This window comes from Kitasatospora sp. LaBMicrA B282 (genome assembly GCF_050325825.1).
In the GTDB taxonomy this organism is placed as follows: Bacteria; Actinomycetota; Actinomycetes; order Streptomycetales; family Streptomycetaceae; genus Kitasatospora.
Window position 1 is genome coordinate 37,198 of the sequence record NZ_JBNQTI010000047.1, and the last position, 13,509, is coordinate 50,706.

Here is a 13,509-nt window from a genome sequence, read left to right on the forward strand (position 1 = left end):
CGGCGCCGGCTGCTGGGGCCGCACCAGCTCGGCTGGCTGGACGCGGCGCTCACCGCGCTGGAGCCGACCGGCCTGCCGGCCGCCGCCCTCAGGTCATCCGGTGCGCCGTCAGCTGAGCTCGATCAGCTGCAGTTCGGCCAGCCGCTCGGGGGCGGTGATGATCTCGATCTGGGCGATCCGGTCCTCCCGGATGGTGAAGGTGGTGAGCGAGAACGGCTTGCCGTCCGGCGTGGTGAGCAGGCCGATGGTGCCGTTGACCAGCACCGCGTGGCCGAACTCGGCCAGGTGCGAGAAGGTGCGGGCCCGGCTGAGCACCTCCTGGGCGCCGCGGACCAGCCAGCGGCCGCCGACCGCGCCGGTGTCCACCCGCATCACCACGTCCGGGTCGAGCAGTTCGAGCAGTTCCTCGAAGTCGCCGCCGCGGGAGGCGGCCAGCCAGGCGTCGGCGACCCGGCGCTGGCGGGAGAGGTCGGCGGTGGTGGCGGGGGCGGCCCCCTGCACCCGGCGCCGGGCCCGGGAGGCCAGTTGGCGGGCGGCGGCGGGGGTGCGGTCCACGATCGGCGCGATCTCGTCGAAGGAGACCGCGAACATGTCGTGCAGCACGAAGGCGAGCCGCTCGGCCGGGGCCAGGGTGTCCAGCACGACCAGCAACGCGAGGCCGACCGAGTCCGCCAGCAGCGCCTGCTGCTCGGGGTCGCTGTCCAGGGGGGTGACGGCCGGGTCGGGCAGCCGCTCGTAGCCGTCGTCGTCGAGCGGTCGCTCGTGCCGGGACTTCCGGGTGCGCAGCTGGTCCAGGCAGACCCGCCCGACCACCGTGGTCAGCCAGCCGCTGAGGTTGGTGACCTCGCTGGTGTCGGAGCGGCTGAGCCGCAGCCAGGCCTCCTGGACCGCGTCCTCGGCCTCGCTCATCGAGCCGAGGATCCGATAGGCGACCGCCCGCAGATGGGGCCGGTCGGCCTCGAAGCGGTCCGCCAGGAAGTTCATCTCGTCCATCGGTCACATTCTCCCATCGACTTTCGTCAGAGGGGTGACGTTTGGGACTTCCCCGATGTGACAGGACCGGCTCGCGGATCGGCCGTCAGTGGGCGGCGAGGCTCGCGGCCGCCCGGTAGCCGGCGCCGACGCCGCCGACCAGCAGCACGTCGCAGACCGCGTTCTCGGTGCGCAGCGCCAGGATGTCCCGGTAGGCGGGGGAGTCGTACCAGGCCCGGGCCAGCTCCAGGTCGGGGAACTCGATGATCACCAGGTCGCCGGCCCAGCTGCCCTCGCGCAGGTCGATCGGGTTGCCGTGGACCAGGAAGCGGCCGCCGAACGCGTCCAGGGTGGCGTCGATCCGCTCCAGGTACTCGACGATCTCGGCGTTGAAGTCGACGGTGTGCAGGTGGCCGAGGGCGTACGCGGTCATGGTGTCCTCCGGTGTCGGGGCGGTCGGTGTTGGGTGTTGGGTCTTCGGTGTTTGGCGTCTGGTGTCTGGTGTCTGGTGTCTGGTGTCTCCGACGGTACGGAGCGCGGCGGCGGCCGGAATCGGTCAGCCGTAGGTAGGGGCGACGTGGGTAGGGGTGTCCCCGATGGGTCGGTGATCCCTAATCTGGCCGGATGACGGAGACCCGGATGACGGAGACGGACGACCGGCCGGTACCCGGCACCGCGGGGTACCGGGAGGAGGCCGACGCGCTGGCCGAGCAGTACGAGGCGGTGAGCTTCGCGCAGGTGCACCGCGAGGTGCTGCACCTGCTGCCGAGCGCGCCCGCCCGGGTGCTCGACCTGGGCGCCGGCACCGGGCGCGACGCCGCGGCGCTGGCCGCGCTCGGGCACCGGGTCACCGCGGTGGAGCCGGTCGCGGAGCTGCGCGCGCACGGTGCGCGGCTGCACCCGGCGGCCGGGATCCGCTGGGTCGACGACGCGCTGCCCGGGCTGGCCAGGCTGGCGGCGGAGGCGGAGCGGTACGACCTGGTCATGCTCACCGCGGTCTGGATGCACCTGGCGCCGGCCGAGCGGGCGGCGGCGATGCTGACCGTGGCGGGGCTGCTGGCGCCCGGCGGCTGCCTGGTGCTGACCCTGCGGCACGGCCCGGTGCCGGCCGGGCGGCGGATGTTCGAGGTGCCGGGGGCCGAGGTGGTCGCCCAGGCCGCGGCGGCGGGGCTGCGCCTGGTGCACCGCGGCGAGCGGGGCGACCTGCACGGGCGCGGCGCGGTGCGCTGGACGGAGCTGGGGCTGGTCCGCACGGACGGGTGATCGGAACGGACAGGTGAGGGGCTGTCGGCGGGGACCCGAGCGCCGGCGGCGTGTCGCGCGGGCTCACCCGCCCGGGCGCGCCTGCCGGGCAGCGGCGGGGGTCGCCTTCCATGCTGGTGCCGACAGTGTCCCCGCCCGGCCCGGGGCCGGGGTGAGCCGCCGAGCAGGGAGAACCCGTGACGTCGTCGCCTCCGCCGTCCCCGTCGCCGAATCAGCCGGCCGCGGGGACCGGTATCGACCGGCGGGGGCTGGCCCCGGTCCCGGCGGGCGCGGCGGTGGCGCAGCCCGCACCGCCGCTGGCGGTGGAGGTCTTCACCGGTCCCGAGTCGGCGTACTTCGCCACCTCCAGTCTGATCATCGGTCAGCGTGACGCGATCCTGGTGGACGCCCAACTGACCCGCAGCGCCGGTCGCGAGCTGGCCGAGTGGATCGCCGGCAAGGGCCGCAACCTGCTGGCCGTGGTGATCACCCACGCGCACGCCGACCACTACTTCGGCGCCGACGAGGTGCTGCGGCTCTTCCCGCAGGCCCACGTGCTGGCCGCCCCGCCGGTGGTGGCCGCGATCGCCGCCACGGCGGCCGACCAGGTGCGGCGGTGGCGGGCGGTGCACGGCGACGACATCCCGGACACCCCGGTGCTGCCCATGCCGTTGCGGCCGCAGCCGTTGATGCTCGACCGCCAGCTGATCCGGGTGCTGATGCTCGGTCAGGGCGACTGCGCCGCCAGCACGGTGGTGCACGTGCCCAGCGCCCGCACCGTGATCGCCGGCGACCTGGCCTGGAACGGCACCCACGTGTGGACCGCCGAGACCACCCCCGGGCAGCGCACCGCCTGGATCCACAACCTGGGCCGGATCGCCGAGCTGGACCCGCAGTGGGTGATCGCCGGCCACCGGGCGCCGGACCAGGTCGACGACGCGGCCCCGGTGCTCGCCTTCACCGGGGAGTACCTCCAGGACTTCGACCGGCTGCTGGCCGAGCACCCGGACGACCCGGAGGCGCTGGTCGCCGCGGTCGGTGAGCGGTACGGCGAGCTGACCCTGCCGGCGGTGCTGACCACCGGGGCGGCGGGGGCGGTCACGCGGGCCGCGCAGGCGACCGAGGCGACCGAGGCGGCGGAGGCGGGACGGGCCGGCGCGGAGCCGGACGAGTGGGCGGGCGAGGCGGGCGGGGCGGACGGGGCGGACGAGGGGCGGTAGCGGGGCGGCCGATACTGGGGTCATGACCAGTGGGGGCGCGGGCGGCGCACTGCCGCCCTACGACGCGATCGTGCTGGCCGGCGGGGCGGCCCGGCGGCTCGGCGGAGTGGACAAGCCACGGCTGACGGTGGGCGGGCGAAGCCTGCTGGACCGGGTGCTCGCCGCCTGTGCGGGGGCCGGCCGCACGGTGGTGGTGGGGCCCGCGCCGGCCGACCCGCCGGCGGGTGGCCCACGGTGGACCCGGGAGCAGCCGCCCGGCGGGGGACCGGTGGCCGCCGTCGCCGCCGCACTGGCCGACCCGGAGCCGGGCGCGGCGGTGGTGCTGCTGCTCGCCGCCGACCTGCCGTTCCTGGACGCCCGCACGGTGCGCCGGCTGGTGGCGGCCGTGGCCGCCAGCGGCGAGCGGGAGGTGGACGCCGCGGTGCTGGTCGACGCCGAGGGGCGCGAGCAGCCGCTGGCGGCCGCTTACCGGACCGCCGCGCTGCGGTCCGCGCTCGCCCGCCTGGGCGAGCCGGCCGGGAAGCCGTTGCGGGCGCTGACCGGCACGCTGCGCACCACCCGGCTGGCCGACCCCGACGCGGTGGCGGTGGACTGCGACACCTGGGACGACCTGGAGCGGGCCCGCCGCCGGGCCGAACGCGAGGGCCCGGGCGGGGGCGGTTGAGCGGCTTGGGCGTAAGCGGCTGAGCACAGGCTGGGCGCGGGCTGGGCGCGGGCGGTTGAGCGGCTCTGGTGGGGGCAGCTGGACGGCCCGGGCGCGGGCTGCCGGGCCGGGGGACCGGCGCACCTCACCGACGCCGTTCGGGCGTGGTGAGCGAAACGACCCGCTTCGCTCATCCGCGCGACACGGCAGCGGGCCGTGGATCAGGCAGCATGGACCACCATGGAACGCACGCTGGACGACTGGATGGCCGAGGCCGCGGCCGAGCTGGGGATCGACCCGAAGGCCGACATCCGCGAACTGCTCGATCTGGCCCGGGTGGTCGCGCACGGGGTGGACCGCCCGGCTGCGCCGCTGACCACCTTCCTGGCCGGCTACGCCGCCGCCGCGCACGGCGGCGGGCCGGCGGCGGTCGGCGTCGCGGTGGCCCGGCTGACCGCGTTGGCCGAGCGGTGGGCCGCCGAGCGGGCGGCCGACGACCCGGGCGCCGACCCGGGCGCCGACCCGGGCGCAGAGTCGGAACCCGGGACCCGGCCGTGAGCGCCGCCGCGCCCCCGTTGGACACGACCGGCACGGCCACCCCGACCCCGGTGGCGCCCTGGCCGCGGGCCCGCGCGATCGCCGGGCGGGCCCCGCACCGGCCGCAGCCGGCCGAGGTCTGCGAGCCGGCCGCCGCGCTCGGCCGGATCCTGGCCGAGCCGCTGGCCGCGCTCACCGATCTGCCCGCCTTCGACACCTCGGCGATGGACGGCTGGGCGGTGGCCGGCCCCGGACCGTGGCGGCTGGCCGGCCGGGTGCTGGCGGGCCGCACCCCGCCCCCGCTGGCCGACGGCTGGGCCACCGGGATCGCCACCGGCGCCCAACTGCCCCCGGGCGCCGACGCGGTGCTGCGCCGCGAGCACGGCCGGGTGGAGCACGCCGAGCGCCCCCAGGAGCGCCGCGCCGGGATGCTGCACGCGACGGTGCCCGGTGCGCCGGTGCCCGGGCAGGACGTCCGCCCGCGCGCGCAGGAGTGCCGCCGCGGCGAGGAGCTGCTGCCGGCCGGGACCCGGGTCAGCGCGCCCGTGCTGGGCCTGGCCGCCGCCTGCGGCTACGACAGCCTGACGGTGCGTCGTCGGCCCACCGTGGAGCTGCTGGTGCTCGGCGACGAGCTGCTGGAGTCCGGGCTGCCGGGCCCGGGCCGGGTGCGGGACGCGCTCGGCCCGCTGCTGACGCCCTGGCTGGCCGCGGCGGGCGCCGAGCTGCTCGGCCGCCGCGCGGTGCGCGACGACTTCGCGCTGCTGCGGGACGCGGTGCGCCACTCGACGGCGGAGGTGGTGGTCACCACCGGCGGGACGGCGGCGGGGCCGGTGGACTTCCTGCACGCGGCGCTCACCGAGAGCGGGGCGCGGCTGCTGGTGGACGGGGTCGCGGTGCGTCCCGGCCACCCGATGCTGCTGGCCGAGCTGCCGCCGGCGGTGCCCGGCGGCCCAGTGCGCCACCTGGTCGGGCTGCCCGGCAACCCGCTGGCCGCGGTGGCCGGCACGGTCACCCTGGCGCTGCCGCTGCTGGCGGCGCTGACCGGCGCGCCGGTGACGTCCGGTCGGTTCGCCCGGCTCGGCGCCGCGCTGGCCGGGCACCCGTCCGACACCCGGCTGCTGCCGGTGCGGCTGACCGCGGACGGGCCGGTGCCGCTGGCCTTCGACGGCCCGGCGATGCTGCGCGGTCTGGCGCTGGCCGAGGCGCTCGCGGTGGTGCCGCCGGGCGGGCTGGCGGCCGGGGAGCGGGTGGAGCTGCTGGCGGTCCCGGGGTGAGGGGCGCGGAGCCGGACGGCCTGGTCCAGCTGCCCGCCCGGGGTGCTGCGCCGCCGCTGCGCCAGGTCGGGCTGCGGATGGCGGTCGCGCTGACGGTGCTGCTGGCCACCACGCTGATCGTCTACCTGGACCGGGCCGGCTACCACGACAACGCGCACGCCACGCTCTCCCTGCTGGACGCCGCGTACTACGCCACCGTCACGCTCTCCACCACCGGCTACGGTGACATCACGCCGGTGAGCGACGGCGCCCGGCTGGCCAACATCCTGGTGATCACGCCGCTGCGCGTGGTCTTCCTGATCATCTTGGTCGGCACCACGCTGGAGGTGCTGGCCGAACGGACCCGCCGGCAGTGGCGGATCGGACGCTGGAGGTCAGCGGTGCACGACCACGCGGTGATCGTCGGCTACGGCACCAAGGGCCGCAGCGCGGTGCAGACGCTGCTCGGCCAGGGGGTGGCCAAGGAGTCGATCGTGGTGGTCGACCCGCAGCGCCGGGTGGTGGAGCACGCCACCGCGGACGGGCTGGTCGGCGTGGTCGGCGACGCGACCCGGACCGACACCCTGCTCCGTGCCCAACTGCCCAGGGCGGCCCAGGTGGTGGTGGCCACCGAGCGGGACGACACCGCGGTGCTGGTGGCCCTGACGGTGCGCCAGCTGAACAAGGCGGCCACCCTGGTGGCCGCGGTCCGCGAGGACGAGAACGCCCCGCTGCTGCGGCAGAGCGGCGCGGACGTGGTGGTGACCAGTTCCAGTTCGGCCGGCCGGCTGCTCGGCATGTCGATGCTCAGCCCGCACGCCGGCGCGGTGATGGAGGACCTGCTCACCTACGGCCGCGGGCTGAACGTGGTGGAGCGCCCGGTGACCCGGGCCGAGGCCGGGCAGAGCCCGCGGACCTGCTCGGACCTGGTGGTCGCGGTGGTCCGGGGCCGGCGGGTGCTCGACTTCGCCGACCCCGAGGCCGCGGTGCTGCAGTCGACCGACCGGGTGATCACCATCCAGCGCGCGGCCCGGCCCGAGCGGGACTGAGCCGCGCGAACGGGACCCGGCGTCAGCCGCGCGCGACGCCGGCCCGCTCGGCGGCCAGCACCGTGTGCCGCAGCAGCAGCGCGGTGGTGACCGGGCCGACGCCGCCCGGCACCGGGGTCAACGCGCCGGCCCGCTCGGCGGCGTCCGGCGCCACGTCGCCGACCAGCCCGCCCTCCGGGGTCGGGTTGGTGCCCACGTCGATCACCACCGCGCCCGGGCGGACGTGCCCGGCCGTGATCAGCCCGGGCCGGCCCACCGCCGCGACCAGCACGTCCGCGGTGCCGGTGACCGCGGCCAGCTCGCGGGTGCGCGAGTGGCAGACCGTCACCGTGGCGTCCCGGTCCAGCAGCAGGTGGGCGGCCGGTTTGCCGACCACCGTGGAGCGGCCCACCACCACGGCGTGCCGGCCGCTCAGCTCGACCTTGTGGTGGTCCAGCAGCGCCACCACGGCCTCGGCGGTGGCCGGGGCGAAGGCGGGCAGACCGCTGGCGAGGCGGCCCAGCGAGAGCGGGTTGGCGCCGTCCACGTCCTTCTCGACGGCGATCGACAGGGCCAGCTCCTCCAGGCTGGTGCCGGCCGGCAGCGGGGTCTGCAGCATCACGCCGTGCACCGCGCGGTCGGCGCTCAGCCGGGCCAGTTCGGCGGCGATCGCGGCGGGCTCGGCGTCCGGGCCGAGGTCGTGCACCGCGCAGGCCAGGCCGCAGCGCTCGGCCGCGCGGACGATCGAGCGGACGTACCAGGCACTCGACCGGTCGGCGGTGGCGGTCACCACGGCCAGCGTGGGCGGGCGACCGGCGGCGGTCAGCTCGGCGGCCCGGGCGGTGGCCTCGGCCCGGACGGTGGCGGCGAGTTCGGCGCCGGAGAGCTCGGCGGCGGTCACTTGGCGAGCTCCGTCCGGACGGCGGCGGTGATCCGCTCGGCGCGGGCGGCGATCTCGTCGACCCGGGCGGTGTCGGCCAGCAGGGCCTCCCGGGTGCGCTCCGCGCGGATGCCGGCCAGGTTGACCTCCACGTTGACCCGGGCGGTGGCGGCCGCGGCGCGGGCCGCCTCGGCGGCGGCCGCGATGTCGGTGACCACGTTGGGATTGCCGATCGGCAGCAGCGCCTCGGCCAGTTCGACCGCGTCCAGCGCGACGGTGATCACCTCGGCCGGCGGGCGGGCGGCGCCGACCAGCGCCTCGCTGATCGCGGCCGAGCGGGCGGCCCTGGCGGCGTCGTCGTGCCTGGGCAGCCGGTAGGCGTCGGCGACGGCGGTGAAGGCGGCGGCGTCCTGCTCGGCCAGGGTCAGCGCACGGGCGCGCAGCGCGTCGGCCTCCCGGATGATCCGCTCCACCACCGCCTGGTGGGCCGCGTACTTCTCGCCGGTGCTGTACCGGGCCACCATCGCCAGCAGCGCGCCGGCCTGCGCGGCGTGCAGCGCGGCGGACGCGCCGCCGCCCGGGGCGGGAACCCGATCGGCCAGGCGGTCCAGGAACTGAACGATAGTGTCGTCGCGCACGGCGGCTCTTCCTCGCGAGGGTCGGTACGCGCATTGTCGCACGGCTGATGATCCGTCAGTTGTGGGTCGGGGCACCGGCCTCCGGGCCGGCACCGGCGGCCGCCGGAGGGCGGCTGCGGCGCCGCCCGACCCGGTGCCGCAGCCGCGGCGCCCGCTCCGGTCGGCACGCCGCGTGACCCTGCTGCCGCCCCGGCGGATCGGCGAGTAGCTTCGAGCCATGTACGCAATCACGATTCCCGAGCCCGGCGGTCCCGAAGCACTCGTCTGGGCCAAGGTGGAGGACCCGGTGCCCGCCGAGGGCGAGGTCCTGGTCGAGGTCGCCGCCACCGCGGTCAACCGGGCGGATACCCTGCAGCGCCAGGGCCACTACGCCCCGCCGCCCGGCGCCTCCGCCTACCCGGGGCTGGAGTGCTCCGGGCGGATCGTCGCGCTGGGCCCCGGCGTCGCCGGCTGGGCGGTCGGCGACGAGGTCTGCGCGCTGCTGGCCGGCGGCGGTTACGCGGAGAAGGTCGCCGTGCCGGTCGGCCAGCTGCTGCCGATCCCGCGCGGCCTGGGCCTGGTGGCCGCCGCCGCGCTGCCGGAGGTCGCCACCACGGTCTGGTCGAACGTCTTCATGGTGGCCCACCTGCGGCCCGGGGAGACGGTGCTGCTGCACGGCGGGGCGAGCGGGATCGGGACGATGGCGATCCAGCTGGCCAAGGCGGTGGGGGCGAAGGTGGTGGTCACCGCGGGCAGCGACAAGAAGCTGGCCCGCTGCCGGGAGTTGGGCGCCGACGTCCTGGTGAACTACCGGGAGCAGGACTTCGTGGCGGCCGTCCGGGAGGCGACCGACGGCCACGGGGTGGACGTGATCCTGGACATCATGGGCGCCAAGTACCTGCCGCGGAACGTGGACGCGCTGGCGATGGCGGGGCGGCTGGTGATCATCGGTCTGCAGGGCGGGCGCACCGGTGAGTTGGACCTGGGCAAGCTGCTCGCCAAGCGCGGTGCGGTGGTGGCGACCTCGCTGCGGCCGCGCCCGTTGGCGGAGAAGGCGGCGATCGTGGCGGCGGTGCGCGAGCACGTCTGGCCGCTGCTGGAGTCGGGGGTGGTGAAGCCGGTGATCGACCGGGTGCTGCCGATCGCCGACGCGGCCGAGGCGCACCGGGCCCTGGAGGCGGGCGAGCAGGTGGGGAAGATCGTGCTGCAGGTGTGACGGCGGGGGGGCCCCCCCCCCCGGGGGGATCCCCCCGGCGGCACGGCGCGTGAGGCCGTTGTGATGCGCGGTCCGCGAAGTGTTCAGCCGATCGGAACATTCGGCCCGTAGCGTCGTTCCGGTCGCAGTCACCGCCGTCGAGAAGGATGAGTGATGGCCTTCCACGCCGCCCGCCCGAACCGCACACGAGCACCCGGGCGTGACGGCTCGACACCTGGGCCGGCCGCGGCCGCCGCCGGTGCGGTGCTGGACAGCGCCCACGTCGGCGACATCGTCGGCGCGCTCGGATCGATCGGGCGGCACGACAGCGGCAGCCGCCGGTCGCCGGCACAACGGTTGCGGGCGCTGCTGGTCATCATGGGCCCCGGTCTGATCGTCATGGTCGGCGACAACGACGCCGGCGGAGTCGCGACCTACGCCCAGGCCGGCCAGGACTACGGCATGAGCCTGCTGTGGACGCTGGCCCTGCTGGTCCCGGTGCTCTACGTCAACCAGGAGATGGTGGTGCGCCTCGGCGCGGTCACCGGGGTCGGCCACGCCCGGCTGATCTTCCAGCGGTTCGGCCGGTTCTGGGGGATGTTCAGCGTGGGGGACCTGTTCCTGGTCAACGCGCTCACCCTGGTCACCGAGTTCATCGGGGTCTCCCAGGCGCTGGACCACTTCGGTGTGCCGACGCCCGTCTCGGTGCCGCTCGCGGCCGTGCTGCTGTTCGCGGTGGTGGCCGGTGGGTCGTTCCGGCGCTGGGAGCGGTTCCTCTTCGCGCTGATCGCCCTGAACGTGGTCATGCTCCCGATGGTCCTGCTCGTGCACCCGGGGCTCGGCGACACCGCGGCGGGGATCGTGCCGCAGTTCCCCGGCGGCCTCGACTCGACGCTGCTGCTGGTGATCGTGTCCATCGTCGGGACCACGGTGGCGCCCTGGCAGTTGTTCTTCCAGCAGTCCAACGTGGTCGACAAGCGGATCACCCCGCGCTGGATCCGCTACGAGCGCGCGGACCTGTGGATCGGCATCGCGGCCGTCACGCTCGGCGCCGTCGCGATCATGGCCACCGCGGCCTTCGCCTTCCGGGGCACCGACCTGTTCGGCCACTTCACCGACGCGGGCGGGGTCGTCGACGGCCTGCGGGCGCACCGCGGCCGGGCGGCCGGCGCGCTGTTCGCCCTGGTGCTCTTCGACGCCTCGCTGATCGGCGCCAACGCCGTCGGCCTCGCCACCACGTACACCCTCGGCGACACCTTCCGCCGGCGGCACTCGCTGCACTGGCGGGTCGGCGAGGCGCCGCTCTTCTACCTCGGCTACGCGGCGCTGATCGGCCTGGCCTCGGTCGTCACGCTCACCTCCGACGCCCACGTGCAGGGCCTGATCGTGCAGGGCGTCCAGGCGCTGGCCGGGGTCCTGCTGCCCTCGGCCACCGTGTTCCTGCTGCTGCTCTGCAACGACCGCCCGGTGCTCGGCCCGTGGGTCAACACCACCCGGCAGAACGTCGCGGCCGGCGTCATCGTCTGGATCCTGGTGCTGCTCTCGCTGGCCCTCACCGCGACGACGTTCTTCCCCGACATCACCACCACCGAGCTGGCCCTGGGATTCGCCGCGGGCGCCCTGCTGGGCCTGGTCGGCGGCGTCCTGGTGATGCTCCACATGCAGTACACGGAGCAGTTGGCCCGGATGGCGGCCTTCACGGCCCGCCATGCCAAACCGAGCGTCGCCACCCTGGCCGCCAGCGAGGTCTGGCTGATGCAGGTCCAGCACCGGGACGGCTCCCCGCTCAACCGGACCGAGCGCAGGGCGACCCTGGAACACGACCGGACCACCTGGCGCACTCCGGCCCTGGAGACCCTGCCCCGGCCGGCGTTCTCGGCCCTGCGCAAGGCCGGCCTGCTGACCCTGCGCGGCTACCTGCTCCTCGCGGTGGTCCTGGTAGGCGTCAAGACCGTTCAGACGTACGCGGGTTGACCGGTCCCCTCGGCCGCCTCGAACAACCCGCCGAGGCGGCGGACCGGGTGGTGCGGGCGGGAGTCTGATGGCCTGTCCGGGACGCCGAGCCGCCCGAGCCGAGGACCCCGCCAGAGATGACCGTCAGCATCGCGCTCTTCACCCAGGACCTGCGGCTGCACGACAACCCGGTGCTGCACGCCGCCGTGACCGGTGCGGAGCAGGTGGTGCCGCTCTTCGTGCTGGACCGGGAGCTGGCTGCCACCGGTTTCGCGGTGCCCAACCGGATGGCCTTCCTGGTGGACTGCCTGGTCGACCTGGATGCCGGGCTACGGCGGCTCGGCGGCCGGCTGGTGGTCCGGCAGGGGCGGCCGGCCGAGGAGGTGGCGCAGCTGGTGGCGGCGACCGGGGCGCAGAGCGTGCACCTGGCGGCCGGCGTCAGCGCCTTCGCCGCCCGCCGCGAGCGGGAGTTGCGGCAGCTGCTGGGCGGGCGGCTGCGGGTGCACCGGGCCTCGCTCACCGCGCTGGCGCCGGGGGAGGTGACCCCGGCCGGCAAGGACCACTACGCCGTCTTCACCCCCTACCTGCGGGCCTGGGAGCAGGCGGCCCGGCGCCCGCAGCACCCGGTGCCGCGGGCGGTGCGGGTGCCGGCGGCCGTGCCGGGGGTGCCGCTGCCCGCGGTGCGGCCCGACTCGCCGCGGCTGCCGCGCGGTGGCGAGAGCGAGGCCCGGCGGCGCTGGCGGGCCTGGTCGGTGGACCGCTACCAGGAGCTGTCCGACGACCTGACGGCCGACGGCACCTCGCGGCTCTCCCCGTACCTGCACTTCGGCTGCCTGTCGGCCGGGGAGCTGTTCCGGCACACCGTGCGGCACGGCGGCCCGGGGGCCGACGCCTTCGTCCGGCAGCTGGCCTGGCGCGACTTCCACCACCAGCTGCTGGCTGCCCGCCCGGCCGCCGCCTGGCGCAACTACCGGGACCGGGGCGACCGTTGGCCCTACCGGGCCGGCGAGGTGGAGGCCTGGCGGCAGGGCCGCACCGGTTACCCGATCGTGGACGCCGGGCTGCGCCAGCTGGCCGCGGAGGGCTGGCTGCCGGGCCGGGCCCGGCTGATCACCGCCTCCTTCCTGGCCAAGACGCTCTACCAGGACTGGCACCTGGGCGCCCGGCACTTCCTGGACCTGCTGGTCGACGGGGACCTGGCGAACAACCAGCTCAACTGGCAGTGGGTGGCCGGCACCGGCACCGACACCCGCCCGAACCGGGTGCTCAACCCGCTGCTCCAGGCCGACCGGCACGACCCGGAGGGCAGCTACGTGCGCCGCTGGGTGCCGGAGCTGGCCGGTGTCCCGGGGCGGGCGGTGCACCGGCCCTGGCTGCTCGGCGGGTGCCCGGACTACCCGGCGCCGGTGATCGACCCCGGGGAGCTCGCCACCCGCCTGCGCCTCGCCCGTGACCTGCGGCGTTGAGCGCAGCGTCGGCGTCCGGCGCAGTGGATCCGGGTGTCGGGCCGGGTTCGGCATGCCCGGGGCGGCCGCCTGTGTGACGCTGGTGCGGAGCAGTCCCGCCCGCCGGGTGCCGTCGGTTCCCGGCCGTCGGAAGGACTACGTCCGTGGTCGAGTTCCCGTTCTCGTCCTCCCCGCTCGTGTTGCCGCCGTCGGCGCGTCCTCGCTTTCGACCCCGTTCCCGCCGGTCGTCCGTGCTGGCCCCGGCGCTGCTCTCGCTGCTGATCCCGGTCGGCGCCGCCCAGCTCGCCGCTGCGGCCACCGCCGTGGCGACCCCGGCGCCGATCACCGCCCCGGCGGACCGCACCGACCCGTCGGCCCGGATCACCCGCCCGCTGCTGCGGCCGACTCCCGGGGCGGCGGCGACCGACCCCGACCCCGACGGCGGCGCCGCCCGCCCGCCGAGCGGCGGCTCCCCGGTGACCGCGCCCGCCACCGGGCCCACCGCCGCCGCCCCCGCCACCCCT

General features: G+C 76.4%; 13 protein-coding genes and 1 pseudogene. 10 read left to right on the forward strand and 4 right to left on the reverse strand.

From position 1 onward, the window contains the following. Positions 1-108: 108 nt before the first annotated feature. Together ACQRUO_RS15875 and ACQRUO_RS15880 are read right to left on the reverse strand one after the other, a co-directional pair. Complete coding sequence (locus ACQRUO_RS15875) at positions 109-993, reverse strand: sigma-70 family RNA polymerase sigma factor (protein ID WP_428316549.1); 885 nt, start codon at positions 991-993, stop codon at positions 109-111. Positions 994-1,078: 85 nt separating this feature from the next. Next, entirely contained in the window at positions 1,079-1,405 is a 327-nt protein-coding gene (locus tag ACQRUO_RS15880) for a DUF1330 domain-containing protein (RefSeq protein WP_428316550.1), read from the reverse strand. A 206-nt stretch (positions 1,406-1,611) separates the two neighbouring features. Here ACQRUO_RS15880 and ACQRUO_RS15885 point away from each other — a divergent pair, with 206 nt between their 5' ends. The 6 genes from ACQRUO_RS15885 to ACQRUO_RS15910 all read left to right on the forward strand — a co-directional run bounded on the left by ACQRUO_RS15885 (position 1,612) and on the right by ACQRUO_RS15910 (position 6,916). Beyond that, a complete protein-coding gene (locus ACQRUO_RS15885) occupies positions 1,612-2,235 on the forward strand; it encodes a class I SAM-dependent methyltransferase (RefSeq protein ID WP_428316551.1) in 624 nt (207 codons plus the stop codon). 176 nt (positions 2,236-2,411) lie between these two features. Next, positions 2,412-3,434: an MBL fold metallo-hydrolase gene (locus tag ACQRUO_RS15890; protein WP_428316552.1), complete on the forward strand. Its 1,023-nt coding sequence runs from the start codon at positions 2,412-2,414 to the stop codon at positions 3,432-3,434. 22 nt (positions 3,435-3,456) lie between these two features. Further along, positions 3,457-4,098 carry a molybdenum cofactor guanylyltransferase gene (mobA, locus tag ACQRUO_RS15895; RefSeq protein WP_428316553.1) on the forward strand — a complete coding sequence of 214 codons (642 nt, stop codon included), beginning with the start codon at positions 3,457-3,459 and terminating at the stop codon, positions 4,096-4,098. 219 nt (positions 4,099-4,317) lie between these two features. Continuing rightward, positions 4,318-4,635, forward strand: coding sequence for a DUF6457 domain-containing protein (locus ACQRUO_RS15900; protein WP_428316554.1), 318 nt, complete (start codon positions 4,318-4,320; stop codon positions 4,633-4,635). Beyond that, entirely contained in the window at positions 4,632-5,888 is a 1,257-nt protein-coding gene (locus ACQRUO_RS15905; protein WP_428316555.1) for a molybdopterin molybdotransferase MoeA, read from the forward strand. The genes ACQRUO_RS15900 and ACQRUO_RS15905 overlap by 4 nt, the downstream gene beginning before the upstream one ends. A 77-nt stretch (positions 5,889-5,965) precedes the next feature. Further along, positions 5,966-6,916 carry a potassium channel family protein gene (locus ACQRUO_RS15910; RefSeq protein WP_428316562.1) on the forward strand — a complete coding sequence of 317 codons (951 nt, stop codon included), beginning with the start codon at positions 5,966-5,968 and terminating at the stop codon, positions 6,914-6,916. Between the two features lie 22 nt (positions 6,917-6,938). Here the strand turns inward: ACQRUO_RS15910 and ACQRUO_RS15915 are convergent, their stop codons facing one another. Together ACQRUO_RS15915 and ACQRUO_RS15920 are read right to left on the reverse strand one after the other, a co-directional pair. Next, complete coding sequence (locus tag ACQRUO_RS15915) at positions 6,939-7,796, reverse strand: bifunctional 5,10-methylenetetrahydrofolate dehydrogenase/5,10-methenyltetrahydrofolate cyclohydrolase (protein WP_428316556.1); 858 nt, start codon at positions 7,794-7,796, stop codon at positions 6,939-6,941. Next, entirely contained in the window at positions 7,793-8,413 is a 621-nt protein-coding gene (locus tag ACQRUO_RS15920) for a cyclodeaminase/cyclohydrolase family protein (protein ID WP_428316557.1), read from the reverse strand. The genes ACQRUO_RS15915 and ACQRUO_RS15920 overlap by 4 nt, the downstream gene beginning before the upstream one ends. Positions 8,414-8,630: 217 nt before the next feature. On the opposite strand from ACQRUO_RS15920, the gene ACQRUO_RS15925 reads away from it, so the two are divergent. The 4 genes and pseudogenes from ACQRUO_RS15925 to ACQRUO_RS15940 form a co-directional block, all read left to right on the forward strand. Continuing rightward, positions 8,631-9,608 (forward strand): NAD(P)H-quinone oxidoreductase, encoded by a 978-nt coding sequence (locus tag ACQRUO_RS15925; protein ID WP_428316558.1) that lies wholly within the window; start codon positions 8,631-8,633, stop codon positions 9,606-9,608. Between the two features lie 153 nt (positions 9,609-9,761). Then, positions 9,762-11,561 (forward strand): NRAMP family divalent metal transporter, encoded by a 1,800-nt coding sequence (locus ACQRUO_RS15930; RefSeq protein ID WP_428316559.1) that lies wholly within the window; start codon positions 9,762-9,764, stop codon positions 11,559-11,561. 116 nt (positions 11,562-11,677) lie between these two features. Continuing rightward, positions 11,678-13,006: a cryptochrome/photolyase family protein gene (locus ACQRUO_RS15935; protein WP_428316560.1), complete on the forward strand. Its 1,329-nt coding sequence runs from the start codon at positions 11,678-11,680 to the stop codon at positions 13,004-13,006. A 230-nt stretch (positions 13,007-13,236) separates the two neighbouring features. Then, positions 13,237-13,509 (forward strand): annotated as a pseudogene (locus ACQRUO_RS15940) (hypothetical protein); the annotation flags it as partial.